This window comes from Bacillus sp. FSL R5-0659 (assembly GCF_038008785.1).
GTDB lineage: Bacteria > Bacillota > Bacilli > Bacillales > Bacillaceae > Bacillus > Bacillus safensis.
In genome coordinates, this window is record NZ_JBBOZU010000001.1 from 1,126,990 (window position 1) to 1,150,588 (window position 23,599).

Here is a 23,599-nt window from a genome sequence, read left to right on the forward strand (position 1 = left end):
TGTCAGACGTGTGAGTGCCAGCTCATCTTTTGACAGGAGTTTTTTTCTCATAAAAAAGACCTCTTCAGATGTAGAGGCCAATCCTTTTTAATGATCAACCTTTAAAACCTCTAAAGGTCTTACGGTGATTCATTCGATAAAGCGTAAAAAGAATCGCAGCAAATAAGAGTGGAGACGTCAAATAAAGAGGAAGCATTTTCATTAAGCCTAATATATTTAAAAAGAAACATAAGCCAATGGCAACAAGTCCAATAGTTGTGCTGCGCATGCAGATCCCCCCATTTTTTTGTTACTTTTACTATATGAAAGTGACAACCCTCTTATGTTTTGTGACAAAAATATGAACATATAGTATATCTGTTGTCATAAGTCGACAAAATTTGATATACTACAGATGTGAAATTAATCACATACAAACATTACCCCTTTGTTTGACCGTGAAAAATTTCTCCCATCCCCTTTGTTGTCGTTAAGACATAGTGAAACCGCGCTTATCCCGGCGCGGTTTCTTCGTGTCTATAAATAGAACAAATGTTCCTTTTTGAATTAAAGAAAAAACATGGGTCAGCACCCATGTTCATTTTCACAGCGATATACATCAAGATCTGTATGGTGGTCATTCTCTTTATAGCGCCAAAACATTTCTTGCTGCACTTGTACACGTTCTACCTTTTGAGCGAAAGCTAGCTTCTTCATTTCTCGTTCAACTTCTTCAAGCGTCAGGTCATAAACAACGGCTATCTCTTTTGCGGATGCAAATTGAAAGTATGCAATAAACCATTCAATTGGAGGCCGTTCAGATGGTGTTGGTTTTTCACCAATCATTTCAAAAAGAATTTCCTCGTATATATCATAAGAGTAGGCACCTGAAATTTTTAATCCTTCATCTCCATTTACGGTATTAAAAAAGGCGAAGGTCGGAAGCTCAGATACGTCCATTTCAGCTGCAATTTTCATATCACATTGCAGTGCTTTCACCGCACTTTGAGAATGAATGTCGCGCTGGAATTCCTCGATGTCCAGACCAGCACTTTTTGCATTTTCTATCAGCACCTGCTCACTTGTGACATCTTGCTGATGGCAAAAAAGCGATTCTTGAATGAGACGCAAAAATTTCATTCCGCATTTTCTTCCTTGAAGCTCCGCTGCTTTTAATGCGAGTGAGGCGAGGTAGGGTGATGTCACAATTTGTTCAGACAGCATTTGTTCTTTTTTGGTCTGCGTTTTAGTGGCAAATTTCCCCCATGCTTCAGTCAGTAAATGTTTCTTTCTTTTCCGATTCAATGCATTAATACTAGAACTTGTTACCGTTCGTAAAGTGAAAAAACGGCCATATTTCATTTTTAATTTTTTAATGGATGGCTCTAATAACCAGCAGTCTGGGCTTAGAGGATCAATGAATACATAGATTTCAATCGGCTTTTGAGGATGTCCGTGACAGTGTGAGAAATATTGATCGTGCGAATTGCAGCTCAAGATCGTCCATCCTTTTCAGGTGTTTGGTTGACCATATGACGAGCCGTCAGAGAAAGCCGTTCAAATAAAAAGTCACGAATATCGCCGGTTAGTCCTACTTGATTCATTGCATCCTCCATGCATTCAAGCCATGCGTCCGCCCGCTCCTCAGTAATCGGAAAAGGGAGATGTCTCGCCCGCAGCATTGGGTGGCCATGCTCCTCTGTATAAAGCGGTGGTCCGCCTAAATATTGCGTTAAAAACTGTTTTTGTTTTCTTGCTGTTTCTTTTAAGTCATCCGGAAAAATAGGATGAAGCAAAGGATGACACTTTACATTTTCATAAAAAGTATCAACAAGTTGCGATAGAAGTTCCTCTCCAACCGCTTCGTAAGGTGCGTTAAACGATTGTACCATGTTGACTACTCCTTTTACTCGTAGTTAATAGGATGACTCACCCTATTGCGCATTTCATTTATTTCAAAAGTGATATTCAGTTTGTTCTATTTTATTGTTTCTATTCTTGTACTTATTTTAACAACCTCATCTCAATTCCACAAACAAACAGCTTTGGTCTGCTCGAAATAAAGAGTGGGTTGGTTCCGTGATCAATTGACCATATCATAACACATTCAGTCAAAAAAGGGGGAAAAGCGACATACAAAAAACCGAAGAGGTTATTCTCTTCGGTTTAAGCGAAATATTGAGCTGTGATTTTCTTTACATAATTTTGTGTTTCTTTAAATGGAGGAATGCCCCCGTATTTATCTACATTTCCTGAACCTGCATTATAGGCAGCTAAGGCGAGTGAGATATTTCCGTTATATTTCTGAAGCATTTGTTTTATATACTTCGTACCGCCTTCAATGTTTTGTGCAGCATCAAAGGCATTGTTGACGCCAAGTGATTTAGCTGTAGATGGCATGAGCTGCATGAGACCAAGCGCACCTGCATGGCTGACAGCATTCGTGCGATAGCCGGATTCCTGCTTAATGACTGCGTGAATCAGCTTTTCGGGAACCCCATGCTTTTGAGCCATTTGTGACACGATTTGATTAATCTCTTTTGATGATGAGCCGCTGGAGACAGCTTTTTGAAGCGGCGGTGTGTAGCTGTTGTTTAAGACATTTCCAATGCCATTCGCTGTATTTAATTGATTGTCATTTGCATACAAAGATTGAGCCTCAAGCCGATCACTGCCGGCAATCGCAGATAAATATGGGTTTGTACGCGCATATTGCGTGTTCGGAGCCGTTGATGGGTCCGTGCCCATAAAAGCAGAAATGGATAGCGGGAGACGTGATAATTCTGATCCGCCTAAAAAATCTTGCAGCAGCGACTGAAATGAAGCTTGGGCATTCGATTCTTGACCCGCAGACATTTGCGTTTGTGCTGGATCTGTTTGTAACGTTTTAAGCGCTTGAAGCTGCATAAAGGATTGAAGTTGATTAACGTTCATCATGTTCCTCCTTCAAGGAATTCATCTATTCTGTGTTTTCATTTTTTCTTCATAAAAACGAACGACTTTGTTTTTCGTGTTTCGTACTGGGATATGAAATTTGCGGAGCAATGCGGAGAAAGCGGCTTGTCCGATTTCCAGGTCGCTCACTTCAAATTCAAGTTCATAGTCCTCTACTGTTAAATATCGGCTGTGATCCAAAACAATTAAGCCTTCTTGGATCATTTTTTCTGCTCTTGACGTTTCAAGTGAACCAAAGTACACAATTTGATCCTTTTGAATGTTCAGGTGGTCTAATCTGTCCGCAACTTCACCTTCTGGCAGCTCAAAATCGTTAAGTTGTGATGGGGGAGCGATCGTTTGGTGGGTTTCAAGCAAGCCTATCTCGTGCGGTTCCTTTAATGTGAGCACCCATTGACCGTTTTTTTCTCTCATTCTTAATGCAGCCAATTGAGATTTTATATCAAATTGAGGTGTATCAAAATAATAGTTGGTTTGCGTGTGGAAATCCGCATCCTTCAATTGAAAATGCAGTTTCAGCTGTTCAAATTCTTCTTTCATTAATAATTGTTTTAGTTCTATTTCAATTTCCTGTGCCATTTTGACATCAACCTTTCATTTAGAGGAAATATGATTATTGTACATGAAGTGTGTTCACCATGTAAAAGACTGTTTTTTTCTCTTTATTTTCTTTAGGTGTGGACCAAAATGAATGAAGAATCGTGTGAAAGGATCATTTAAAAGAGAAAAACAGGATTTTCTCCAAAAGTTCGGTTTATCAATATTGAACTTGATATGATAAAATAAAGCTGTACTTTGTTGTAAAGGAGATCATGATGCAAAACAGAATTGAAATCACAGAAGCAACTTTAAAAGAAGACAGGCTGATTTTGACAATCCAGTCAGAAGAGCAAATCCAAAAAGCAAAAGCATCAGGACAAATGCTTGTTGATTCTGATCACTTTGCGTTCGTTTACATACTTGAAACCGAGGAGTCCTTTTCGTATCTTATTTTAGGGGAACATACATGGGCTCCATTAAAAGAAGCAATGAATCGTGACATCCCTGTCTATTTGGCATCGGATGAATATTCGCTGGAACTCATTCAGCTTCAACAGGAATTACATTATTTAATCGACAATATTAAAGACAATGCCAATTACGGAGATATGGAAGAGAAAGTGAAAAGCACATTCCTCTGAAATAATTAGGTATATGGAATTGGGGGAAGTTTCATGGACAAAAAACAATGGGATCAATTCCTCGCACCGTATAAACAAGCAGTCGAAGAATTAAAAGTGAAACTAAAAGGCATTCGAAAGCTGTATGAATTCGAGGATGACCATTCACCAGTAGAATTTGTCACAGGCCGAGTGAAACCCGTTGCCAGCATATTAGAAAAGGCAAAGCGTAAAAACATCCCGATGCATGAGATTGAAACGATGCAGGATATTGCTGGGCTTCGCATTATGTGCCAGTTTGTAGAAGATATACAAGTCGTGAAAAAAATGCTCCAGTCACGTAAAGATTTTGTGGTTGTAGATAAACGCGACTATATTGCAGAACATAAAGAAAGCGGATACCGCTCTTACCACCTTGTTGTGTTATATCCGCTGCAAACGATCAACGGAGAGAAGCAGCTCCTTGTCGAAATCCAAATTCGTACGCTTGCGATGAACTTTTGGGCGACCATTGAGCATTCTCTGAATTATAAATATAGCGGGAATATCCCGGAGAAGGTCAAGCTGCGCCTTCAAAGAGCATCTGAGGCAGCATCTCGTCTCGATGAAGAAATGTCCGAAATTAGAGGGGAAATTCAAGAAGCACAAGTGGCATTTTCCCGGAAAAAGAAAAACGACAGCTGAGCCAGTTTGATCAAATATGATGCTGCCCTCTCATAGCAGCAAGGTGAAAAAGGAGAAGAATTCATGAAATTTGCAGTTTCTTCAAAAGGGAATTCTGTATCTGACACGCTCAAAAGTAAAATTCAGACCTACTTATTGGATTTTGGCATGGAACTAAATGAAGAGGAACCGGATCTTGTCATTACGGTTGGTGGAGACGGCACCCTTCTTTATGCCTTTCACCGCTACAGCAACCGTCTGAATGAAACAGCCTTTGTCGGTGTTCATACAGGTCATCTTGGCTTCTATGCTGACTGGGTGCCGAGTGAGATTGAAAAACTCGTCTTAGCCATTGCGAAAACGCCTTATCATATTGTGGAATATCCGATCTTAGAGGTCATTGTCAGATACAACGACGGCGGCAGAGAAGAGAAATATTTAGCAATGAATGAATGTACGATTAAAAGCATGGAAGGGACACTTGTGGCAGATGTTGAAATCAGAGGCCAGCTGTTTGAAACATTCAGAGGTGACGGCCTTTGTTTGTCTACTCCATCAGGCAGTACGGCCTATAATAAGGCACTTGGAGGCGCCATTATTCATCCTTCCATTAGAGCCATTCAGCTGGCAGAAATGGCTTCAATCAACAACAGAGTGTTTCGGACGGTCGGTTCACCGCTTATTTTGCCTGACCACCATACTTGTGTGATTAAGCCGAGGAATGATGTCGATTTTCAGGTGACGATTGATCATTTGACGCTGCTTCATAAAGACGTCAAATCCATTCAATGCCGGGTGGCAGATGAGAATGTCCGTTTTGCTAGATTTAGACCGTTTCCGTTTTGGAAAAGGGTGCAAGATTCCTTTATCGGAAAAGGAGAATAAGAAAGAGGTTGTTCTCGCTGGAATACTTTACGTTAAACAAAACCATGACAGCCAAAGAAGAAGGGCTGTTTTTAAAGGAATATTTAATTGATCTTGGTATTTCGAAAAGAATGCTGACGGATATTAAGTTTGATGGCGGTGACCTCCTCATTAATGGAGAGCATGTTACCGTGAGATATGAGCTGCATGAAGGGGACAGGCTCACCATTTTATTTCCCGAGGAAAAAGTGAGTGAAGGGCTGAAGCCTGCACCGATTCCGCTTGATATTATATTTGAGGACGAGCATGTCCTTGTGCTGAATAAAAGGCCGTATATTCCTTCGATCCCTTCTCGGGAGCACCCCGAGCACAGTATTGCGAATGGATTACTGCACCATTATGCCAAGCAGTCTGTTCGGCATACGGTTCATTTAGTGAACCGTCTTGATCGTGATACATCTGGCGTTATGCTTGTGGCGAAGCATCGTTTTGCCCATAGCCTTTTATCTAAGGCACAAAAGAGTGGAGCGGTTAAGCGAACATACAGAGCGTTTACACATGGCATGATCACAGAAAAACATGGAACCATCGCTGCAAAAATTGCCCGAAAAGGGGATAGTATCATCGAGCGGATGGTTGATGATACTGGGCAGGAGGCAGTGACGCATTATACCGTGCGAGCAGTAATCGCTGAGTTAAATATGTCGGATGTGTCTCTCTCGCTTGAAACCGGGAGAACACATCAAATTCGTGTGCATATGCAATTTCTTGGGCATCCGCTCATCGGAGATACGCTGTATGGCGGAAGGGCCGAGCGGATAGACAGGCAGGCACTGCATAGTGAAACCCTTGTGTTTCCTCATCCGATGACAGGTGAGCAAATGACATTTTCAGCTCCGCTTCCTGATGATATGAAATCCTTGCTTTTTAATTAGAGAAACCCGGTCACCTGCATCGCAGGGCCGGGTTTTTTTATAATGTGAAATGCTGAAATCTTGAATCGTCATAAGGCATAGATGAGGGAACGGAGACCGTTTTAAGCTCAGGGTATGTGAGGGCAGACAGTTTGTTGCCAAATACGCAGCCTGTATCAATATTGACGGTTCTGCCAACGAATCGAGGCTCTTTCACAGGTGTATGGCCGTACACAATCCACGGTTTTCCGTGATATTCCTTTGCCCAGTCCTTGCGAACAGGCCGTCCATCTGGCCATGTTTCTCCTGTGACGGCACCAAATAATAAATAGGACCGCATCTGTTTATTCGGCTTTTTTCCAATATCCTTTTCCTTCATCGCTGCGTGTGCAATGATCAGCTCATCAGGAATGAGTACATCATAAAGTGGAGCCTTCTCGAATAACTGCTTAAATTCATGTGACAATTTGTTTTGTTCATGAGTTGGCAGTTTTTTTATTTCGTTCACTGTCGTTTCGATGCCATGAAGCAATTTGACGGGATTTCCTTTTAAATAGCGATAAAGCTTAAAGCAATGGTTGCCAGGTACATAGCGGATTGCGCCGTGTGAATAGGCATGAATGACAAATCGCATGACGTCTACTGACTGAGGCCCTCGGTCTGTTAAATCACCAACAAGGGCCAGCGTTCTCTTATCAGGATGGACGGGTAATCCATGTTTGAGTTCGTATCCTAGTTTGTGTATGAGGGTAAGCAGCTCTTCGTAGCAGCCGTGGATATCGCCAATGATATCGAATTTCATAAGGTTTCCTCCTGATTTTTTTCATCCATTCGTCGGATATAAAGAAGTTTGAATTTTAGAAAATATAACGAATGGCTTTCATTTCATTTAGGCAATTGTTAGAATCAATCCTTTAACGTAAGACTTATAAAATTAAACATGAATGTTAGGAGGCTTTAGCCAATGGAGCATACATCTGTTTCATCACTCGTTGTCGTTATTATTGTCGCCTTTTTCACCCCTATTTTATTGCACCGATTTAAGCTGACCATTCCGGTCGTTGTAGCTGAAATCATTATGGGGCTCATCATTGGGAAAAGCGGTCTTCAACTGGTTGTCGAACATGATGCGTGGTTAGATACATTATCCATGCTCGGTTTTATTTTTCTGATGTTTTTAAGTGGACTTGAAATAGATTTTTCTTCTTTTGAGTCAAAGAAGAAAGCACGAGAACTTCCAAATGGTTTAAAAGAACCAAATACATTTAAAGCGGCCACCATTATTTTTCTTGGGGTATTTTGTATTTCTTTTATCCTGTCCTATGCGTTTGTACTCGCAGGGTTTATCCAAAATGCCTTTTTAATGACGCTCATTATCTCTACCATCTCATTAGGCGTAGTGGTGCCAACCTTAAAAGAGGAAAAGTTGATGCAGACGAATATCGGTCAAATCATTCTGCTTGTAGCTGTCATTGCTGATTTGGTCACGATGATTTTACTTGCTGTGTTTTCCTCCATTTATGGAGATGGAACAGGGAACATGTGGCTTCTGCTCTTATTATTTGCTGCAGGCATTCTTCTTTATTTATTTGGCCGCGTATTTAAAACAAAGTCAATTTTTCAGTCGATGTCAAAAGGAACTGTGCAAATTGGGACAAGGGCAATCTTTACTCTCATTATAGTCTTAGTTGCCTTATCTGAATCACTCGGGGCTGAAAATATTCTTGGGGCGTTTTTAGCTGGCGTACTTGTGTCCCTTCTTTCGCCAAATAAAGAGCTCGTTCAGCAGCTGGACTCATTTGGCTACGGATTTTTAATCCCGATCTTTTTTGTGATGGTCGGAGTGGATCTGAATATATGGGCACTGTTTAAGGATCCAACCATCATGATCATGATTCCGCTGCTGTTTATTGCGTTGCTTATAAGTAAGCTCATCCCAATTCTTTATTTGAAAAAATGGTATGACATGAATAAGGTCATCGGCTCAGGCTTTTTATTAACTTCAACATTATCTCTCGTCATTGCAGCTGCGACGATTGGTGAGCGGCTCGGTGTCATTGATCATAAAATGTCTGGAGCGCTGATTTTAGTTGCTGTGCTAACGAGTATTTTAACACCTGTTTGGTTTAAAGCGCTCTTTAAAAAAGAACAAGCGGCGAGCCATAAGAAGCGTGTGACCTTTATTGGTGCAAATCAGCTGACCTTACCCGTCACACTTGATTTGCATCAGGATGAATATGACATTCGGATTTTGCATGTGTTTCAAGAAAATAAGGAAGCGCTGCTGGCAGACTCTATCTTTGAAGTCGAATCAATTGAACAATACGACGATGAGACGCTGAGAAAGGCAGGCGTCGGCCAAGAAGATGTCCTTGTCGTCGCAACAGGCAGTGAGACAAAAAATAAGGAAATTGCTTTATTTGCAAAAGAAGAAGGAGCAAAACAAGTCATTGCAAGTGTCAACAAAGCTGAGGCAGAGCTGACATTGAAGGAAGCGGGCATTGATACGTTTTCTACTTTCCTTTCATCTAAAACGGTGCTAAGAGCTTTGATTGAAGCACCTGATGCGATTCGTTTGTTAACAAATGAGGATTCTTCTTTGTATCAAATTCAAATGAACAATCATCGTTATCATAATGTCATGCTGAGAGAATTTCCTTTCACCGGTGATTTGGTATTTGTCCGCATTTTCAGAGGGGTAGACAGCTTAGTACCGCATGGAGATACGACACTTAGAAGCGGCGACCGTGTGCTTGTATCGGGCTCCCGGGAGTATGTAGCAGGACTAAGAGCCCAATTAGAATGACAATGAACCCTTGACCAATGAACAATTCCTGATTAAGATAGAGGTACAACATCATATATTTGATCCACTAGGGGAGTCCTTTAAAAGGGCTGAGATAAAAGTGTCGACTTTTAGACCCTCATTACCTGAACAGGTTCATACCTGCGTAGGGAAGTGGTGCGGTTTTTGACTATGCTTTTTACAAATTCCAAGCCACTTTCCACGCGGAAAGTGGCTTTTTTATATGGAAAAACAGGAGGAGAGGAACATGACGTTTTCAACAGAATGTAAAGAGGCTGCAGCAACATGGTGGAATGGAAGCTTTACGCATCCTTTTGTCAAAGGGATTGGGGATGGCACACTTTCACTCGATCGTTTCACCTATTACGTGATGCAGGATTCGTATTATTTAACTCATTTTGCAAAGGTGCAGGCATATGGAGCGGCGATTAGTGAGGACTTACATACGACGGGCAGAATGGCGTATCATGCCCAGGGCACGTACGAAGCAGAGCTGTCGCTGCATAGGAAATTTACAGAGCTTCTGCAAATTTCTGATGAAGCCATTGAGAACTTTAAGCCTTCCCCGACTGCTTATGCGTATACCTCTCATATGTATCGATCTGTAAAAAGCGGACGGTTTGAAGAGATTTTAGCCGCGTTATTACCGTGTTACTGGCTCTATTATGAGGTAGGTGAAAAGCTAAAACAAACAACACCTGACCATCCAATTTACCAAGAATGGATTTTGACATATGGAGGCGATTGGTTTAAGGAACTCGTTTTCGAACAGGTGAACCGCTTTGATGAACTAGCAGAAATAGCACCAGAACATGTACGCGCCAATATGAAAGAAAATTTTGTGATTTCAAGCTACTACGAATATCACTTTTGGGAGATGGCGTATCAAAAAGAATTGTGGCAAACAGCATGCTTAGATGGGGTTGGTGCAAATGGAACTCCACGCAGTGACAAATGATTCGCTTCCTGCGGGTGAACTGATCAAACAAATAAAAGCCATTGCGTCTGAAGTGGATTTTATTCATATTCGGGAACGGTCTAAAACAGCAAGTGAGCTTGTTGATCTCGTGAAGAATCTCCTTTTAGAAGGTGTGCCGAAAGAAAAGCTCGTGATCAATGACCGAGTAGACGTGGCGCTGCTAACCAATATTCACAGGGTGCATCTTCCGGGCCATAGCTTTTCGCCGAAGGAGCTGCGAAGAAAATTCCCTCACCTTCATGCAGGGGTGTCTGTCCATTCGATAGAAGAAGCGAAAGCAGCAGAGAAAAATGGAGCGGAGTATGTCATGTTTGGGCACGTATATGACACCTCTTGTAAACCAGGACTCCAGGCAAGAGGTGTACAGCTTGTGAAAGAACTGACTTCTGCACTAACAATTCCAGTGGTGGCCATCGGCGGGATGACCCCAGAACGAGTTCCAGAATTGAAACACGCTCATGTGAAAGGAATCGCTGTCATGTCTGGGATATTTACTCATCATCAGCCGCGTATGATGGTACAAGCATTTTCTGAAAAGGTAAAGGAGAATCCTTATGAAAAAGCATTATGACGTTGCAATCATTGGTGGTGGAATCATAGGGATGTCAATCGCCTATCACCTTGCAAAAGCAGGAAAACAGGTGGTCTTATTTGAAGCGAATGAGATAGGGAAGCAAACGACAAGTGCGGCTGCCGGGATGCTCGGGGCACATGCTGAAGGAGAGGGGCATGAGGATATTTTCTTTCAGGCAGGCAGAGCAAGCCAGGCATTATACGAAAAATTAAAGGTCGATCTTTTGCATGAATCAGGCATTGATATTCGGACTTCAGCAGGCGGCATCATGAAGGTCGCCTTTACTGAAGAAGAGAAGCAGGCCCTTTGCCGGATGCAGCATTTGTCTACATTTAAGTGGCTTAATGCAAGCAGCGTAAAAAAATGCATGCCTCAAGTCACAGATCACATGCTGGGAGCAGGTTTGATTGCAGAGGATGTGCATGTGGAGCCTTACGCTGTATGCAGGGCTTTGTGGCAGGCAGCGGTCCGCTACGGAGCAGATGTGAAAGAGTGTACACCTGTGATCGAAGTGAAGCGGGAGAAAGAAGTGTTAACTGTCAGAACAACGAAGGGCACATTCACATGTGATGACCTGACAGTTGCAAGTGGTGTATGGTCTGGCCGTTTTTTTGAAGAGCTCGGATTATCTCATTCTCTTTATCCAGTAAAAGGAGAATGTGTGTCTGTATGGAATAACGGTCCAGCGCTCGCACACACCATTTATCATGATCATTGTTATATCGTTCAGCGAGATAGTGGAAAGCTTGTTATCGGTGCAACGATGAAGCCAAACGAGTGGCAGGCTGTTCCAACGCTTGGCGGCATGGAAGCTGTGATTCAAAAGGCGTCTCAGCTTATGCCTTCTATTAAAGAGATGCCGATTGAAGAGTGCTGGGCAGGCCTTCGTCCGGCGACAAACGACCGGCATCCCTATATCGGAAGACATCCAGAAGACAAGCGTATTCTTTTTGCTGCAGGGCATTACAGGAATGGCATTTTACTTGCGCCGATTACTGGAGAAATCATTCGTGACCTCATATTAGACAAACCGGTCAAAGAGGAATGGCTTCACGCATTTCGTATTGGACGAAAGGAGGCACTATTCGTATGAAGATTCAATTGAATGGCAGAATCGTTGACTTCGATCAAGAGAATGGAACGATCTATGATCTGCTATCAGCCTATCAGCTTGAAAACCGTGTGGTGATCGTTGAAAAGAACCAAGAAATCATTGATAAAGAAGCGTTTCAACAAGTAGTGATTCAACCAAATGACACGATTGAAATCGTTCATTTTGTAGGAGGAGGATGATCCAATGCTGCACATTGGCGGAAAAACATTCACATCAAGACTATTACTCGGAACAGGGAAGTACCCATCATTTGAGGTTCAAAAAGAAGCGGTGAACGTATCGGAAGCCGAAATTTTAACCTTTGCTGTCAGAAGGATGAACATATTCGAAGCATCTCAGCCTAATTTTCTAGAGCAGCTTGATTTATCAAGATATACGCTGCTTCCGAATACAGCTGGTGCAAGTACAGCAGAAGAGGCAGTGCGTATTGCCCGTTTAGCAAGGGCTTCTGGGCTGTGTGACATGATCAAGGTAGAAGTCATTGGCTGTTCAAGGTCTCTTTTGCCAGATCCAGTTGAAACATTAAAAGCATCTGAAATGCTGCTCGAAGAAGGATTTATCGTGCTGCCATATACATCTGATGATGTGGTGCTCGCAAGAAAATTAGAAGAACTCGGTGTCCACGCCATCATGCCAGGTGCTTCTCCGATTGGTTCAGGCCAAGGCTTACTAAATCCTCTGAATCTCTCATTTATTATCGAGCAGGCGAAGGTGCCGGTCATTATTGATGCTGGCGTAGGTTCTCCGAAGGATGCAGCTTATGCGATGGAGCTTGGAGCTGACGCAGTATTACTAAATACCGCTGTCTCTGGTGCAAAGGATCCTGTGAAAATGGCAAAAGCAATGAAACTGGCGATTGAATCAGGAAGACTAGGCTATGAGGCAGGACGTATTCCCCTGAAAAACTATGGGACAGCGAGCAGTCCACAGGAAGGAATGCCGTCATTTTGAGCACTCGTTATTCACGCCAAGAGCTTTTTCAGCCAATTGGAACAGAGGGACAAAAGCGGCTAAATGACTCAAAGGCGGTCATTATTGGAGCGGGGGCACTTGGAACGGCTAGTGCAGAAATGCTCGTTCGTGCCGGCGTTGGATCTGTCACCATTTTGGACCGAGATTATATTGAATGGAGCAACCTTCAGCGCCAGCAGCTTTACACGGAGCAAGACGTGAAGGATCGGCTGCCAAAGGCTGTGGCGGCTGAAAAAAGACTCAAGCAAGTAAACAGTGACGTTTACGTCAAAGGCATCGTGATTGATGTGACTGCTCACAATATTGACGAACTGGTCAGCGGGGCTTCGATCATTGTCGATGCAGCGGATAATTTTGAGGTAAGAATGATTGCAAATGATGCTGCTGTCAAACATCAAATTCCGTTCCTTTATGGGGCCTGTGTAGCCAGTTATGGTATTCAATTTACTGTGATTCCTGGTGAGACGCCGTGTTTACACTGTCTGCTTGAACATTTACCTGCACAAGGCATGACATGTGATACAGCAGGTATCATTAGTCCAGTTGTGCAGCAGGTGGCCGCATATCAAGTGGCAGATGCACTTAAATATTTAACAGGACATCAAGTGACGCCAATATTAAAATCCTTCGATTTATGGAAAAATGAACGGTCTGACATTCGGTCGGTCGCGTCTTTAAAGAAGCAGCAATGTCCAAGCTGTGGACTTAAGACGTATCCATTTCTTTCATATGAGAAGAGTGCGAAGGCAGATGTACTATGCGGCCGTAATACGGTACAAATCCGCAGTGCAGCAGAAACACCGCCACCTTTACATGAAGTAGCTCTTCGGTTAAAGAAAGCAGGGATGGATGTGCTTGAAAATCCATATTTGCTTTCATGTCAAAAGGATGAATTTAAGCTTGTCTTATTTAAAGATGGCAGAGCGCTTGTTCATGGAACCAATGATATTGCCAAAGCAAGAACTATTTATCATCAATGGATTGGCTAATGAGAGGTGTGAAGAAATGACGATCAAAAAAGCATTCACAATCGCGGGTTCTGATTCTGGCGGCGGAGCAGGCATTCAGGCAGATTTGAAAACTTTTCAGGAGCTCGGTGTGTATGGAATGTCTGCAATCACAGCGATTACTGCGCAAAACACACTAGGTGTTCATGGGATATATCCGCTTTCAATTGAGGCGTTAGAGCGTCAAATAGATGCAGTGGCAGAAGATTTACTGCCAGATGCCGTCAAAACAGGGATGCTGTGGAGTGCAGACATGATCAAGATCGTAGCTGAAAAAACGGTTCAATATGATATGAAGCTGATTGTAGATCCAGTCATGATCGCAAAAGGGGGAGCCTCTTTATTAAATGAAGATGCGGTCGCTGCGATGAAAACACACTTGCTGCCTGTGAGCTATGCTGTAACGCCGAATCTTCCTGAGGCAGAAGTACTGTCAGGTTTACGTATTCAGACGAAAGAGGATCGCTATCTGGCAGCAGAGCGCCTTTATGAGCTCGGTACGAAACATGTCGTGATCAAAGGCGGCCATGGTCCATCTGATGGGATGATTACAGACCTGCTGTATGATGGAAAAGGCTTTATTGAAATCACAAATGAACATATTGATACACCACATACACATGGCACAGGCTGCACGTTTGCAGCAGCATTAACAGCTGAAATTGCGAAAGGTTATTCGATAAAGGAAGCCTTTGAAACAGCAGAAACCTTTGTCCATGAAGCGATCAAATTCCCTTTACGAATTGGATCTGGACACGGGCCTACGAACCATTTTGCTTATCAGCAAAACAGAATCAAACGTTAAGGGAATCGAACCGCCTTCCTTGTGAGGGCGGTTTTTTTGCGAAAATGAAACTTTCTTTCAGAGGAAATTGTCATTCTCTTATGATCTGTGATAATATTATGATCAGGTACTAATACTATGTCTTGAAAAAATAGGAGGCTTTATTACATATGAACTTTTCTTTAGAAGGCCGTAATATCGTGGTGATGGGTGTTGCCAATAAACGAAGCATCGCTTGGGGAATTGCCCGTTCACTTCATGAAGCTGGAGCTCGTTTGATTTTTACTTATGTTGGAGATCGTCTTGCTGAATCGGTAAAAGAGCTTGCAAGCACACTTGAGCGTGATGATTCAATTATTCTTCCGTGTGATGTGACAAGTGATGAAGAAATCGAGAAATGTTTTGCTGAAATTAAAGAAAAAGTACAAGTCATTCATGGCGTTGCGCATGCCATTGCATTTGCAAATAAGGAAGAGCTTGTTGGCGAATACTTGAACACGAATCGTGAAGGTTTCCTTTTGGCGCACAACATTAGTTCATACTCATTAACTGCTGTAGCAAAAGCAGCACGTCCATTAATGACAGAGGGTGGAAGCATTGTGACGCTTACATACCTAGGCGGAGAACGTGTTGTATCTAACTACAACGTAATGGGTGTAGCGAAAGCATCACTTGAAGCAAGTGTGAAATATTTAGCAGCTGATTTAGGCGCAGAAGGCATCCGCGTGAACAGTATTTCTGCTGGTCCAATTCGTACGTTATCTGCAAAAGGCATCAGCGGCTTTAATACCATTCTGAAGGATATTGAAGAGCGTGCACCACTTCGCCGTACAACAACTCCTGAAGAGGTTGGCGATACAGCTCTATTCTTATTCAGTGATCTATCTCGCGGCATGACAGGTGAGAATCTGCATGTTGATTCTGGCTTCCATATCATTGCCCGCTAAACGAATACATGACTTGCAGCATACCGATGAAAGGTATGCTGTTTTTTTATTTTTCTTCTGATTTGAGGCCTCCGTTCATATATATAAGGAATGAATCATTCGGGAGGGATTAGTATGTCAAATAAAGGTGATGAGAATCAAAAGCCGCTGATGTATATTGTTCAGCCGAGCTATCAAGAATCAAAGCCGGCCATGCAAAATATTGTGAGAAAGCGAAAAAAATCAGAAAAACAGCCAGAAAGTGATCATAATGCAAAAGGCGAGATCGAAGAAAGCACGCAGCAGGAGCCTGCGATTCAAGAAATAGAGCAGAAAAAAGAAGCCGAGCCACCTGCACACCAGCAAGATCGAGATATAAAACAAGAAGCCGAATTTACAAAAGAACAAGATATCGCACAAGAGGCTGAGCTTGCACAGGAACAAGAGAACATACAAGAACCAGAGCTCATACAAAAGCAAGAGCCTCAGCAAGAAGAAGGAAACCAGCCAGAAGGTGTCTTTCATGAAACAAAAGAAGAACCAAGAAGAAAACGAGTGAAAAAGCCTTTAAGTCAGATGAGTATTGATGAAAAAGTCGATTTTCTCACAAGACTGCCTCATAATATGCCAAGGGCTCTTTGTCTGATTGAAGCTGATGGTAAAACATATAGAGGAATCATCATGGATCGAAAAGATGATACTGTGATCATTCGTACAGCAGGCGGGGGAAATCCAGTCGAATTAGCGATTGCTGAGATTTCTTCCATCCACCCGCTTGGTTTTTAACAAAGAAAAAAAGTCCCATATAGGGACTTTTTTTGTTAGCAGTTACGGTTGATGAGTCTTGGATTTAGGCATTCGATTGCGCAGAAGCAGTCAAGGTCTACTTCAATGCAATATTTTGATTTTTCTAATCGGAACACATCACATAAGGAATCTTTATCTGTAAAATCTAAAATATGACGGTCTTTGTCAAATGCGATAAGCAAGCTGAGAGTTGCGCAGTGATCAGAGATGTGTTCGACTCTGAAAAATGCAGTGCTGAAGCAAGGGCCTGGATCTACTTCTCCGACATTTCCGAATGCGACGAATGGTTTTGATTTGGATGTAAAGAGAACAAATGGGACAGTGTCACCTAAAGAATGTGATGGAGAAAGGAGATTGCTGTAACAGCTGGTCGGGCAATCTTCTTCGACGGCATTTTGTAAGTCGTGAATGTTTTCAACAGCCTCTGCTACACAGTTCCATGAATGTTTGCGGCTCATATTCAACCCTCCTATACTAGGAAATTTGTTTGAGTGTTTGAGCACTGTTATCATCTACAAGCTATTTTTGCCGGTTCGTGCATCTACTTTTAACCAATGCGGAAGCGGCCGCTACTTATGCCGACTGCTCCGCATAATTGGCTGTCATTCGTAAGGAAGGGGATGCTTTGACTCATGACAAGTTAGATGATCGGCCTGTTGATTTAGCCGTGGTGATGATGCTTTTTATCTTTCGATGGCATGACTCTGTCGACAAGCTCTGGGTTTAAGCATTGGATTGCGCAGAAGCAGTTTAAATCAACCTCAATACAAAAGTCCGTTTTTTCTAGACCAAAGAAGTCAGGGTCACAAGGGTGACACACGCTTAGCGTATGTCCGTGTACATCAACAGGTCTTAATACAGATAACGTAGCACAGCAGTCGTGTAATTTTTCAACCCGGAAGAAAATAGATTCGAAGCATTGGCAATCGTCAACGAATCCTCCAATATTTCCGAAAGTAGAGAACAACCCGCCCTTTTTATCAAAAAGTAAAAACGGAATCGTATCTTTTCCAGAAACTGTTGGGCTTAATAAATTACTGTAGCAGCTCGTAGGACATTTATCTTCTACAGCTTCCTGCTCTGCTAAAATCTTATCAACCGCATCGCATACACAGTTTTCATCATGTCGGCCATGGTGTTTTCCGCAGCTCATGGATTTCAGCTCCTTTAACAAGGTATTTGACTTTAGTCCTTAACAACATATGTATGCGCCCTCTAGTTGGTGTGGGTAAATGACCATTTATATTTGTTGTATTTTTATAAAAGGAAAAGCAGAGCTTTTCGCTCTGCTTTTGGACATTAGAGGATGCCGATTGCAACGATTGTCGCAACAAGAGTTTGTGTAAGTGTTTGGATTGCGATAGAGATGTCCGCATCGATTGTAGATACTGTAACGTTTCTTGAATTTTCGATGACAAGTTTTTGGCGGTTTGTTTGTTTGTGAGTAGCAGCTTGTAAGAGATCCTGCGTGACGCGGTCTGCCAAATCACCGTCTGCGATTGAGATGTTTGTAATGGTGATGATCGCTGTTTGAATCGCTACTTGGATAGATGCTGCAACCTGTGCATCGACAGAAGATACGTTAATGTCACAAGAGTCCCTAACGATAATGACCTCTTCAGATGTCTGCTTTGTGAAGCTTACTTGATCCAAATCTTGTAAGACATCTTCGTCATCATAATAATCGTCACAAAGTGCTTTTCTTTCATAGTTGCAATCGTCGTGGTGTTCGTGGTATCTGTGGTGTCCGTGGTGTGAACAGTTACGATCTAGAGCGACCCAAGAATATGGTTTAGAATCCATTTCTATTCCTCCTTCCGTTTACTTTATTAAATGCTGGAATGCGTTGTTTTGTCTCGGGCATTTACCCTAGCAGGCAACCCATTTTTATTTAATCGTTATTACGCTGAGCATTACGACGCTGCTGAATACGATTTCGAAGTGAATTTCGATTTGGACGTACTTTTGGTTCAGGCACTACTTCTTCTGGCTGTTTTGCTGCCTCAGCCTGCCTTTTTTTCTCCTGCTGCTGTTCTACGAAATCATTTGCTTTCTTTTGTAAGTCCTCGACTAATTTCAAAATCATTCTTCTTTGATCATCTGAAATTTTTGCTTTCTGATCATCAGTGATATTGTTTTTGTTTAACACATCACTGACAAGAAGACTTGTTAATGGATCAATATCCGTATTGATTTGAAATTCCTTTTTTTCGTTCTCTTCAGCCACGATGATTTCACCTCTTTCATACGTCATGTTAGAAAAAGAAAGGGTCAAAGAATGCCGGATTCAACTAAGAGCACATTCAATGTTTGAGTGAGAATTTGGACGGAGTTCATAATGGATGCATCTGATAATGTAATCGTAATGTTATAGCAGTTGATGATTTGAATCACAGTTTTCTTTTGTACTTCCACTTGTTGCACAGCTAAAAGCTGATCTGTGATGTCAGCAGCCACTTCATCGTCTGGTACAAGAATTTGGATTAAAAGAGTAATGATTGTCGTTACGGTCGCTTGAAGGGAGAGTGCAGCTGTTACATCTGTTTTATGAATTGTGACATTTTCCGAATCTTTGATCTCAATGAAATCATCATAATTGCTGATTAATTCGTTTAACAGTTGTGTATATAATATTTCAGCACTTTCTTCAATAGACAATACTTTCACTCCTTTCTTATCTATACATTATTTAATGCAGCAACGACTCAAGGTGGAATCGGAAAGTGTGAAAAAGTACAACCCAATTTTATTTCCACTCGATTCATCATGACAGTCTTTTTTCTTGCATATATAAAGAAAGGACGGAAAAAGAAGAAAGAAGGAGGTGGAGGCTTCTGAGCGGTGCTTTGTCATTTGTCGTGTTTGCCCTCGCATCCTTTAGACTGACGAGACTGATTGTGTTTGATACCATTACTGCCCCTTTCCGCCGTCTATTTCATGAAGAACAGGAAGAGGTAAATGAACAAGGTGAAGTCGAAACATATATCATCATTAAAGGGGAAGGACTGCGGTCCTGGGTTGGAGAACTGTTAAGCTGTTATTGGTGTACTGGCATGTGGTGCACTGCTGCCTTACTTCTGATATACATACTTTTTCCTGTCATCAGCATGTGGCTTAATTTACTATTAGCGATTGCCGCAGCAGCAGGCATCATTGAAGCGGTCGTCTCGAAGCTTGTGAAATAAACAGGCATTCTGATCAGACACGCTTTCAATAAATGCATATACTATCATGGAACAGGAAAGGAAGGGTTGCGATGAAACCAACTGAAACGCCGTCACATATGCTTCAAGGTTATCCAGCGCAGTCAAATCAACAATCTGTATATACGAAAAAAATCAAGAAAACTGGCTGCGGCTGTGGAAACAAAAAGAAACCTCAATAATAGAAGAGAAAAACAAAAGCCGGATTTATCCGGTTTTTTTGTTGCCCTTTTTTTGAGTGGTGCATATGTAAGAGAGAAGGGGTGACCAGAATGGATGCATTCGAACAATTAATCGGTTCCTTGTTCACTAAACCCCATGATGGGAAAGAACAAGCGCACGAAAAGGCTGAAATGGATCTATCGGATAAAGCGCATGATCTTGAGGAGCACTTAAAAGCATTTGGCGTGAAGATGGAGGCTTTTGCAAAAGAAACAGAAGCATTCATGATGCGTCATACAGAGGCAGATTACGTCTTTAAACAGCAGAAATAAAAATTCCGCACTTTTTTATGTGATCGTCCAAACCATTTCTTGCATTTTTCATACTTTGTAAGGGAGAAGAGGAGGTGCTTAAATATGAGTTACGGTTACGGTGGCGGTTCTTGCGGCGGCTACGGTGGAGGCTACGGCGGCGGATATGGATCAACATTTGTTCTTGTTGTCGTGCTTTTCATCCTTCTAATCATCGTTGGTGCTTCTTTCTTTAACTACTAAAAAGTAAGAAGGTGAGGGAAGCAAGGGGGAAGCCTTTTGCTTTCCTTTCTCTTTGGTCAAACAAGGTTTTAGGATAGGCACATATCCCGCCTATTTTCATATAGTAAGGTGATTACTCCACAAAGAGGAGGCAAATGAATGGATAATAAATTCTTTAAAAGCGTAGAAAACAAAACCGGTGTGAATATGAATGATGTGTTTAAACTTGCAGGTTCTTTGCAAAATGCCAACTTTAAAGATGAGAATACCGTTCGAGGTGTCATTAAAAAAGTAGCGCAGCTTGCGAACAAACGTGTACCTAAAGAAATGGAAGACAAAATCGTTCAATCGATTACTAGTGGAAAAGAAAAGCTTGATTTCAATACAATCGCTAAAATGATGAATAACAAAAAATAAACAACAGGCTCTCCGTTTAAAGGGGGGCCTGTTGTTTTTTTGTAAATAATTCACGGTTTTTCTTTAGAAGAGGATACAAAAAGCGAGAACGATGAGCCGTTTTGCCTCGTCTAAATGAAGGAACAGACAGATAAAGAGATTGTTCAGCTCTTGTCATGGCCACGTATAATAAACGGCGCTCTTCTTCCAGCGCTTCTTCATCACCGTTTCTGAGTTCATCCAGTGAGAAATCATGAGGCAGTGCCCCGTCGACCACACAAGTGATGTATACTGTCTGGAATTCAAGACCCTTTGCGCGGTGGATCGTCATGAGCTGAACACCGGGTTCATCTGTTTTTTCCTTTTCGGCAGATTTCATATGTTCGGCATGTGCGAGAAAGGCTTCAATCGTTTCAAAGCGTCTGGCAGCTGTTTTCACATCACGTACATCATCTGTCCCTTTTTCAAGTACATTCGTATCGTTCACCCGTTTTTTTAAGTAATCACCGAGTCCCATCTTTTGTTCAATAAATGTCACCGCGTCCGATGGCTTTAATGTTCGTAACGTTCGGAACAAAGGAACGATTGATTGCAGCTTTTTCCGTTGAAACGGCTGTATATCTGTCAGCTTTCCGAGCGCATCTACCATTGAACAATCCTCTGTGATGGTCAGTGCCTTTAGTGTATTCAGCGTTTGCTGCTTTAAAAAGAAAACCGGCAGCAGCTGTTTCATGGCGGCCACATCATCTGCATCCTGACTTAAGGAAAGAAAGGCGAGGAGTACCCGAACAATTCGTCTGCTGTAGAAGGCTTTGACGCCAGCATCCGTTTCATACGGAATGGCCGACTGATGCAGCCGTTCATAAATCGCACGGCCGCCTGTATTCGTACGAAACAGCACGCAGAAGTCATTCGGCTTTGCGCCGTTTTTAATTTTCTCCTGAATATCTGCGACAATCATCGTCGCTTCCTCTTCTTCATCATATGGATAAAAGAGCGTCGGCGGAATTTTCTCCGCTCGAACGGCTTTTAACGTCTTCTCATAACGATGCTGATTTTTCTTAATAATCGCATCTGCACTTGCGACAATTGTATGATGAGAGCGGTAATTCGCATGTAAATGGACGATCTGAGCCGAAGGATAATCCTGTTTGAATTCAAGGATGAAAGCAGGATTGCTACCCCTAAATGCGTAAATGGCTTGATCATCGTCCCCTACACAAAATAACTGCTCTGATTCTCCGGCTAAAAGTTGAATCAAGCGATATTGCACTGGATTAATATCCTGAAATTCATCCACTAAAATATAATGGAATCGTTCTTGATACCGTTTTAACAGTTTAGGCTGTTCTGTCAGCATATGTAAGCAGGCCATCGCCATATCATCAAAGTCAAATTGCTGATGATCTCGTTTTTGCTGTTCATATGATTGATAGATCGTCCACATGTGTTTTTCCTTTTCATCCTTCAAATCAGGAATTTCATCTGGCAAAAAGGCATTTTTCCAATAGCCGATGGATTGCAGCACTTGATCAGTAGGGTAGTCTTTCTCATCAAGTCCTTCATTCATTATGGCTTTTCGAATGTATTGCTCCTTTTGCCAGTCAAACTTGATCAGATGCTGGCCGTTCCATTTATTTGCGTCATCGTGAAGCAGCATTTTATAAAAAAGACTGTGGAAGGTGCCTGTCACCACTTGGCTGGCTTGTGAAGGATGAAGCTGGTATTGCTTGCGCAGTCTTTCTTTCATCTCACTGCTCGCTTTTGTAGTAAAAGTTACGAGTAAAATATGGTGAGCAGGAATATGATGATGGGACATGAGATAAGCCGCTCTAGCCGTCAGGACTCTTGTTTTTCCGCTGCCGGCACCAGCCAGCACAAGCATCGGACCATCTAAATGTGTGACAGCTTGAAGCTGCGGTGTGCTAAAGGTGATATGCGGGAAGAGGTCGATCGTATGAACTTGTTCATTCTCTTCTAAATGTAAGGCGTCGCTAAATTGAATCGACTTTGGTTCCTGCCAGTCATATGATTCGCTAGTTTGCGAGATGATCTGTTTGCCGGTTGGAAAACGGAAGCCGCCAAGTTCTTTATAGGAAGTCTTTTCCTCTTGTTCAGCCGTTTGATTATGATCTGCTTGATCTTCAGCTTGTTCACAAATCTCTTGCTGAGACATGTGCTTATGAATAAAGGCAGGTTCATCATGTATATTTAATCTAAAAAAGACCGGTTGTCCGCAATATGGGCAGAATAATTGTCCTTTTTTTCCCTCGTCATGGAGGAATTGATAATGTTCTCTCGAATACGTATGTAATGAGATCGTTCGATCATGTCGTCGTGCGCATTTCAAAGCTAGTCCTCCAATAGTCAATCAATCTTAAAATGAAACACATCTAATCATATCAAATGAGGCGTGTTTCAAACAGTCATAATTAGGGAATAGTAGAGTAAGAGAGAAGCAAAGGAGGCGTTCTTGATGGGATATATAGCCCCGATTCAGCCGGATCTGTATTTTCAATATATCAATCGTCCAGCTCCTCAGGATAAAGAAGACTATGCGAAAGTAACAAAGGTTACTCGCACCTTTCATGACAAGATTTACAGAGAGCTGGAGAAAAAAGAGGACTTAGTGACAGAAGCGGAAACGAAAGTACAGCAAAAAAAGCGGGAACGCTTTGTACGAGATATGTTTATGGAGGAAGGTAAGGGCGTTCATATCAATACGTATATATAAATGATTGCGCTTTCTTCCATTGGCGAACGATAATGAAAAAGAAAAAGCCAGGGCATCTTGAATGCTC

At 42.1% G+C, this 23,599-nt stretch carries 32 protein-coding genes and 1 riboswitch; of the genes, 20 read left to right on the forward strand and 12 right to left on the reverse strand.

The annotated features are described in order from the left end of the window. Positions 1 to 94: 94 nt before the first annotated feature. The 5 genes from NSQ72_RS05575 to NSQ72_RS05595 form a co-directional block, all read right to left on the reverse strand. Positions 95 to 268 (reverse strand): hypothetical protein, encoded by a 174-nt coding sequence (locus NSQ72_RS05575; protein WP_039177829.1) that lies wholly within the window; start codon positions 266 to 268, stop codon positions 95 to 97. A gap of 296 nt (positions 269 to 564) precedes the next feature. Further along, positions 565 to 1,476, reverse strand: a complete 912-nt coding sequence (locus NSQ72_RS05580) for a ClpXP adapter SpxH family protein (RefSeq protein ID WP_041089848.1) — start codon at positions 1,474 to 1,476, stop codon at positions 565 to 567. Further along, entirely contained in the window at positions 1,473 to 1,871 is a 399-nt protein-coding gene (locus tag NSQ72_RS05585) for a globin domain-containing protein (RefSeq protein ID WP_163115280.1), read from the reverse strand. The genes NSQ72_RS05580 and NSQ72_RS05585 overlap by 4 nt, the downstream gene beginning before the upstream one ends. A 274-nt stretch (positions 1,872 to 2,145) precedes the next feature. After that, entirely contained in the window at positions 2,146 to 2,913 is a 768-nt protein-coding gene (locus tag NSQ72_RS05590; RefSeq protein ID WP_341083517.1) for a lytic transglycosylase domain-containing protein, read from the reverse strand. A gap of 21 nt (positions 2,914 to 2,934) precedes the next feature. Continuing rightward, positions 2,935 to 3,513 (reverse strand): CYTH domain-containing protein, encoded by a 579-nt coding sequence (locus tag NSQ72_RS05595; RefSeq protein WP_341083519.1) that lies wholly within the window; start codon positions 3,511 to 3,513, stop codon positions 2,935 to 2,937. A 236-nt stretch (positions 3,514 to 3,749) separates the two neighbouring features. On the opposite strand from NSQ72_RS05595, the gene NSQ72_RS05600 reads away from it, so the two are divergent. The 4 genes from NSQ72_RS05600 (at position 3,750) to NSQ72_RS05615 (ending at position 6,556) form a co-directional block, all read left to right on the forward strand. After that, a complete protein-coding gene (locus NSQ72_RS05600) occupies positions 3,750 to 4,115 on the forward strand; it encodes a UPF0738 family protein (protein ID WP_024425029.1) in 366 nt (121 codons plus the stop codon). A 33-nt stretch (positions 4,116 to 4,148) separates the two neighbouring features. Beyond that, positions 4,149 to 4,778: a GTP pyrophosphokinase gene (locus NSQ72_RS05605; RefSeq protein ID WP_039177834.1), complete on the forward strand. Its 630-nt coding sequence runs from the start codon at positions 4,149 to 4,151 to the stop codon at positions 4,776 to 4,778. Between the two features lie 63 nt (positions 4,779 to 4,841). Continuing rightward, positions 4,842 to 5,642 (forward strand): NAD kinase, encoded by an 801-nt coding sequence (locus NSQ72_RS05610; RefSeq protein WP_039177835.1) that lies wholly within the window; start codon positions 4,842 to 4,844, stop codon positions 5,640 to 5,642. A gap of 17 nt (positions 5,643 to 5,659) precedes the next feature. Beyond that, a complete protein-coding gene (locus NSQ72_RS05615; protein WP_039183058.1) occupies positions 5,660 to 6,556 on the forward strand; it encodes an RluA family pseudouridine synthase in 897 nt (298 codons plus the stop codon). 37 nt (positions 6,557 to 6,593) lie between these two features. Here NSQ72_RS05615 and prpE read toward each other — a convergent pair whose 3' ends face one another. Further along, the gene (prpE, locus tag NSQ72_RS05620) at positions 6,594 to 7,337 is read right to left on the reverse strand and encodes a bis(5'-nucleosyl)-tetraphosphatase PrpE (RefSeq protein ID WP_058838852.1); all 744 of its coding nucleotides are present in this window, start codon (positions 7,335 to 7,337) and stop codon (positions 6,594 to 6,596) included. A gap of 162 nt (positions 7,338 to 7,499) precedes the next feature. Between prpE and NSQ72_RS05625 the strand changes: the two genes are divergently transcribed. The 10 genes from NSQ72_RS05625 (at position 7,500) to NSQ72_RS05670 (ending at position 16,483) form a co-directional block, all read left to right on the forward strand. Next, a complete protein-coding gene (locus NSQ72_RS05625) occupies positions 7,500 to 9,341 on the forward strand; it encodes a monovalent cation:proton antiporter family protein (RefSeq protein ID WP_058838853.1) in 1,842 nt (613 codons plus the stop codon). Between the two features lie 59 nt (positions 9,342 to 9,400). After that, a riboswitch (TPP riboswitch) is annotated at positions 9,401 to 9,510 on the forward strand. A 78-nt stretch (positions 9,511 to 9,588) separates the two neighbouring features. Then, positions 9,589 to 10,299 (forward strand): thiaminase II, encoded by a 711-nt coding sequence (gene tenA, locus NSQ72_RS05630; protein ID WP_144464913.1) that lies wholly within the window; start codon positions 9,589 to 9,591, stop codon positions 10,297 to 10,299. Next, the gene (tenI, locus tag NSQ72_RS05635) at positions 10,274 to 10,891 is read left to right on the forward strand and encodes a thiazole tautomerase TenI (protein WP_341083522.1); all 618 of its coding nucleotides are present in this window, start codon (positions 10,274 to 10,276) and stop codon (positions 10,889 to 10,891) included. Before tenA ends, tenI begins: the two co-directional genes overlap by 26 nt. Beyond that, on the forward strand, positions 10,875 to 11,987 hold the full coding sequence (gene thiO, locus NSQ72_RS05640) for a glycine oxidase ThiO (protein WP_341083524.1): 1,113 nt from the start codon (positions 10,875 to 10,877) through the stop codon (positions 11,985 to 11,987). The genes tenI and thiO overlap by 17 nt, the downstream gene beginning before the upstream one ends. Next, a complete protein-coding gene (gene thiS / locus NSQ72_RS05645) occupies positions 11,984 to 12,187 on the forward strand; it encodes a sulfur carrier protein ThiS (protein WP_039177840.1) in 204 nt (67 codons plus the stop codon). The genes thiO and thiS overlap by 4 nt, the downstream gene beginning before the upstream one ends. 4 nt (positions 12,188 to 12,191) lie before the next feature. After that, complete coding sequence (locus NSQ72_RS05650) at positions 12,192 to 12,959, forward strand: thiazole synthase (protein ID WP_039177841.1); 768 nt, start codon at positions 12,192 to 12,194, stop codon at positions 12,957 to 12,959. Continuing rightward, positions 12,956 to 13,969 (forward strand): thiazole biosynthesis adenylyltransferase ThiF, encoded by a 1,014-nt coding sequence (locus NSQ72_RS05655; RefSeq protein ID WP_059374956.1) that lies wholly within the window; start codon positions 12,956 to 12,958, stop codon positions 13,967 to 13,969. Before NSQ72_RS05650 ends, NSQ72_RS05655 begins: the two co-directional genes overlap by 4 nt. A gap of 16 nt (positions 13,970 to 13,985) precedes the next feature. Further along, on the forward strand, positions 13,986 to 14,792 hold the full coding sequence (gene thiD, locus NSQ72_RS05660) for a bifunctional hydroxymethylpyrimidine kinase/phosphomethylpyrimidine kinase (protein ID WP_058838857.1): 807 nt from the start codon (positions 13,986 to 13,988) through the stop codon (positions 14,790 to 14,792). Between the two features lie 149 nt (positions 14,793 to 14,941). Beyond that, positions 14,942 to 15,718, forward strand: coding sequence for an enoyl-ACP reductase FabI (fabI, locus tag NSQ72_RS05665; RefSeq protein WP_059374958.1), 777 nt, complete (start codon positions 14,942 to 14,944; stop codon positions 15,716 to 15,718). Positions 15,719 to 15,832: 114 nt separating this feature from the next. Then, complete coding sequence (locus tag NSQ72_RS05670) at positions 15,833 to 16,483, forward strand: CotO family spore coat protein (RefSeq protein ID WP_059374959.1); 651 nt, start codon at positions 15,833 to 15,835, stop codon at positions 16,481 to 16,483. A gap of 35 nt (positions 16,484 to 16,518) precedes the next feature. Here the strand turns inward: NSQ72_RS05670 and NSQ72_RS05675 are convergent, their stop codons facing one another. From NSQ72_RS05675 to NSQ72_RS05695, 5 genes are all read right to left on the reverse strand, one after another. Further along, positions 16,519 to 16,962 carry a CotY/CotZ family spore coat protein gene (locus NSQ72_RS05675; RefSeq protein WP_039177847.1) on the reverse strand — a complete coding sequence of 148 codons (444 nt, stop codon included), beginning with the start codon at positions 16,960 to 16,962 and terminating at the stop codon, positions 16,519 to 16,521. Positions 16,963 to 17,165: 203 nt separating this feature from the next. Further along, on the reverse strand, positions 17,166 to 17,657 hold the full coding sequence (locus NSQ72_RS05680; protein WP_003211658.1) for a CotY/CotZ family spore coat protein: 492 nt from the start codon (positions 17,655 to 17,657) through the stop codon (positions 17,166 to 17,168). Between the two features lie 146 nt (positions 17,658 to 17,803). Continuing rightward, on the reverse strand, positions 17,804 to 18,307 hold the full coding sequence (locus tag NSQ72_RS05685; RefSeq protein WP_039177849.1) for a spore coat protein: 504 nt from the start codon (positions 18,305 to 18,307) through the stop codon (positions 17,804 to 17,806). An 88-nt stretch (positions 18,308 to 18,395) separates the two neighbouring features. Next, positions 18,396 to 18,731, reverse strand: a complete 336-nt coding sequence (locus NSQ72_RS05690; protein WP_024425013.1) for a hypothetical protein — start codon at positions 18,729 to 18,731, stop codon at positions 18,396 to 18,398. A 44-nt stretch (positions 18,732 to 18,775) separates the two neighbouring features. Continuing rightward, on the reverse strand, positions 18,776 to 19,171 hold the full coding sequence (locus NSQ72_RS05695; protein ID WP_341083529.1) for a spore coat protein: 396 nt from the start codon (positions 19,169 to 19,171) through the stop codon (positions 18,776 to 18,778). 167 nt (positions 19,172 to 19,338) lie between these two features. Between NSQ72_RS05695 and NSQ72_RS05700 the strand changes: the two genes are divergently transcribed. From NSQ72_RS05700 to NSQ72_RS05720, 5 genes are all read left to right on the forward strand, one after another. Further along, a complete protein-coding gene (locus tag NSQ72_RS05700; protein WP_039177852.1) occupies positions 19,339 to 19,689 on the forward strand; it encodes a DUF1360 domain-containing protein in 351 nt (116 codons plus the stop codon). Positions 19,690 to 19,760: 71 nt separating this feature from the next. Beyond that, a complete protein-coding gene (locus NSQ72_RS05705) occupies positions 19,761 to 19,889 on the forward strand; it encodes a hypothetical protein (protein WP_254967544.1) in 129 nt (42 codons plus the stop codon). A gap of 90 nt (positions 19,890 to 19,979) precedes the next feature. After that, entirely contained in the window at positions 19,980 to 20,201 is a 222-nt protein-coding gene (locus NSQ72_RS05710; protein ID WP_025093421.1) for a hypothetical protein, read from the forward strand. An 84-nt stretch (positions 20,202 to 20,285) separates the two neighbouring features. Continuing rightward, positions 20,286 to 20,423 (forward strand): YjcZ family sporulation protein, encoded by a 138-nt coding sequence (locus tag NSQ72_RS05715; RefSeq protein ID WP_024426457.1) that lies wholly within the window; start codon positions 20,286 to 20,288, stop codon positions 20,421 to 20,423. Between the two features lie 138 nt (positions 20,424 to 20,561). Then, on the forward strand, positions 20,562 to 20,819 hold the full coding sequence (locus NSQ72_RS05720) for a stage VI sporulation protein F (RefSeq protein WP_008348417.1): 258 nt from the start codon (positions 20,562 to 20,564) through the stop codon (positions 20,817 to 20,819). A 16-nt stretch (positions 20,820 to 20,835) separates the two neighbouring features. Here NSQ72_RS05720 and NSQ72_RS05725 read toward each other — a convergent pair whose 3' ends face one another. Beyond that, positions 20,836 to 23,148, reverse strand: coding sequence for an ATP-dependent helicase (locus tag NSQ72_RS05725; protein WP_341083531.1), 2,313 nt, complete (start codon positions 23,146 to 23,148; stop codon positions 20,836 to 20,838). 126 nt (positions 23,149 to 23,274) lie between these two features. On the opposite strand from NSQ72_RS05725, the gene NSQ72_RS05730 reads away from it, so the two are divergent. Beyond that, entirely contained in the window at positions 23,275 to 23,532 is a 258-nt protein-coding gene (locus tag NSQ72_RS05730) for a hypothetical protein (RefSeq protein ID WP_003210759.1), read from the forward strand. The last annotated feature ends 67 nt before the right edge of the window (positions 23,533 to 23,599 follow it).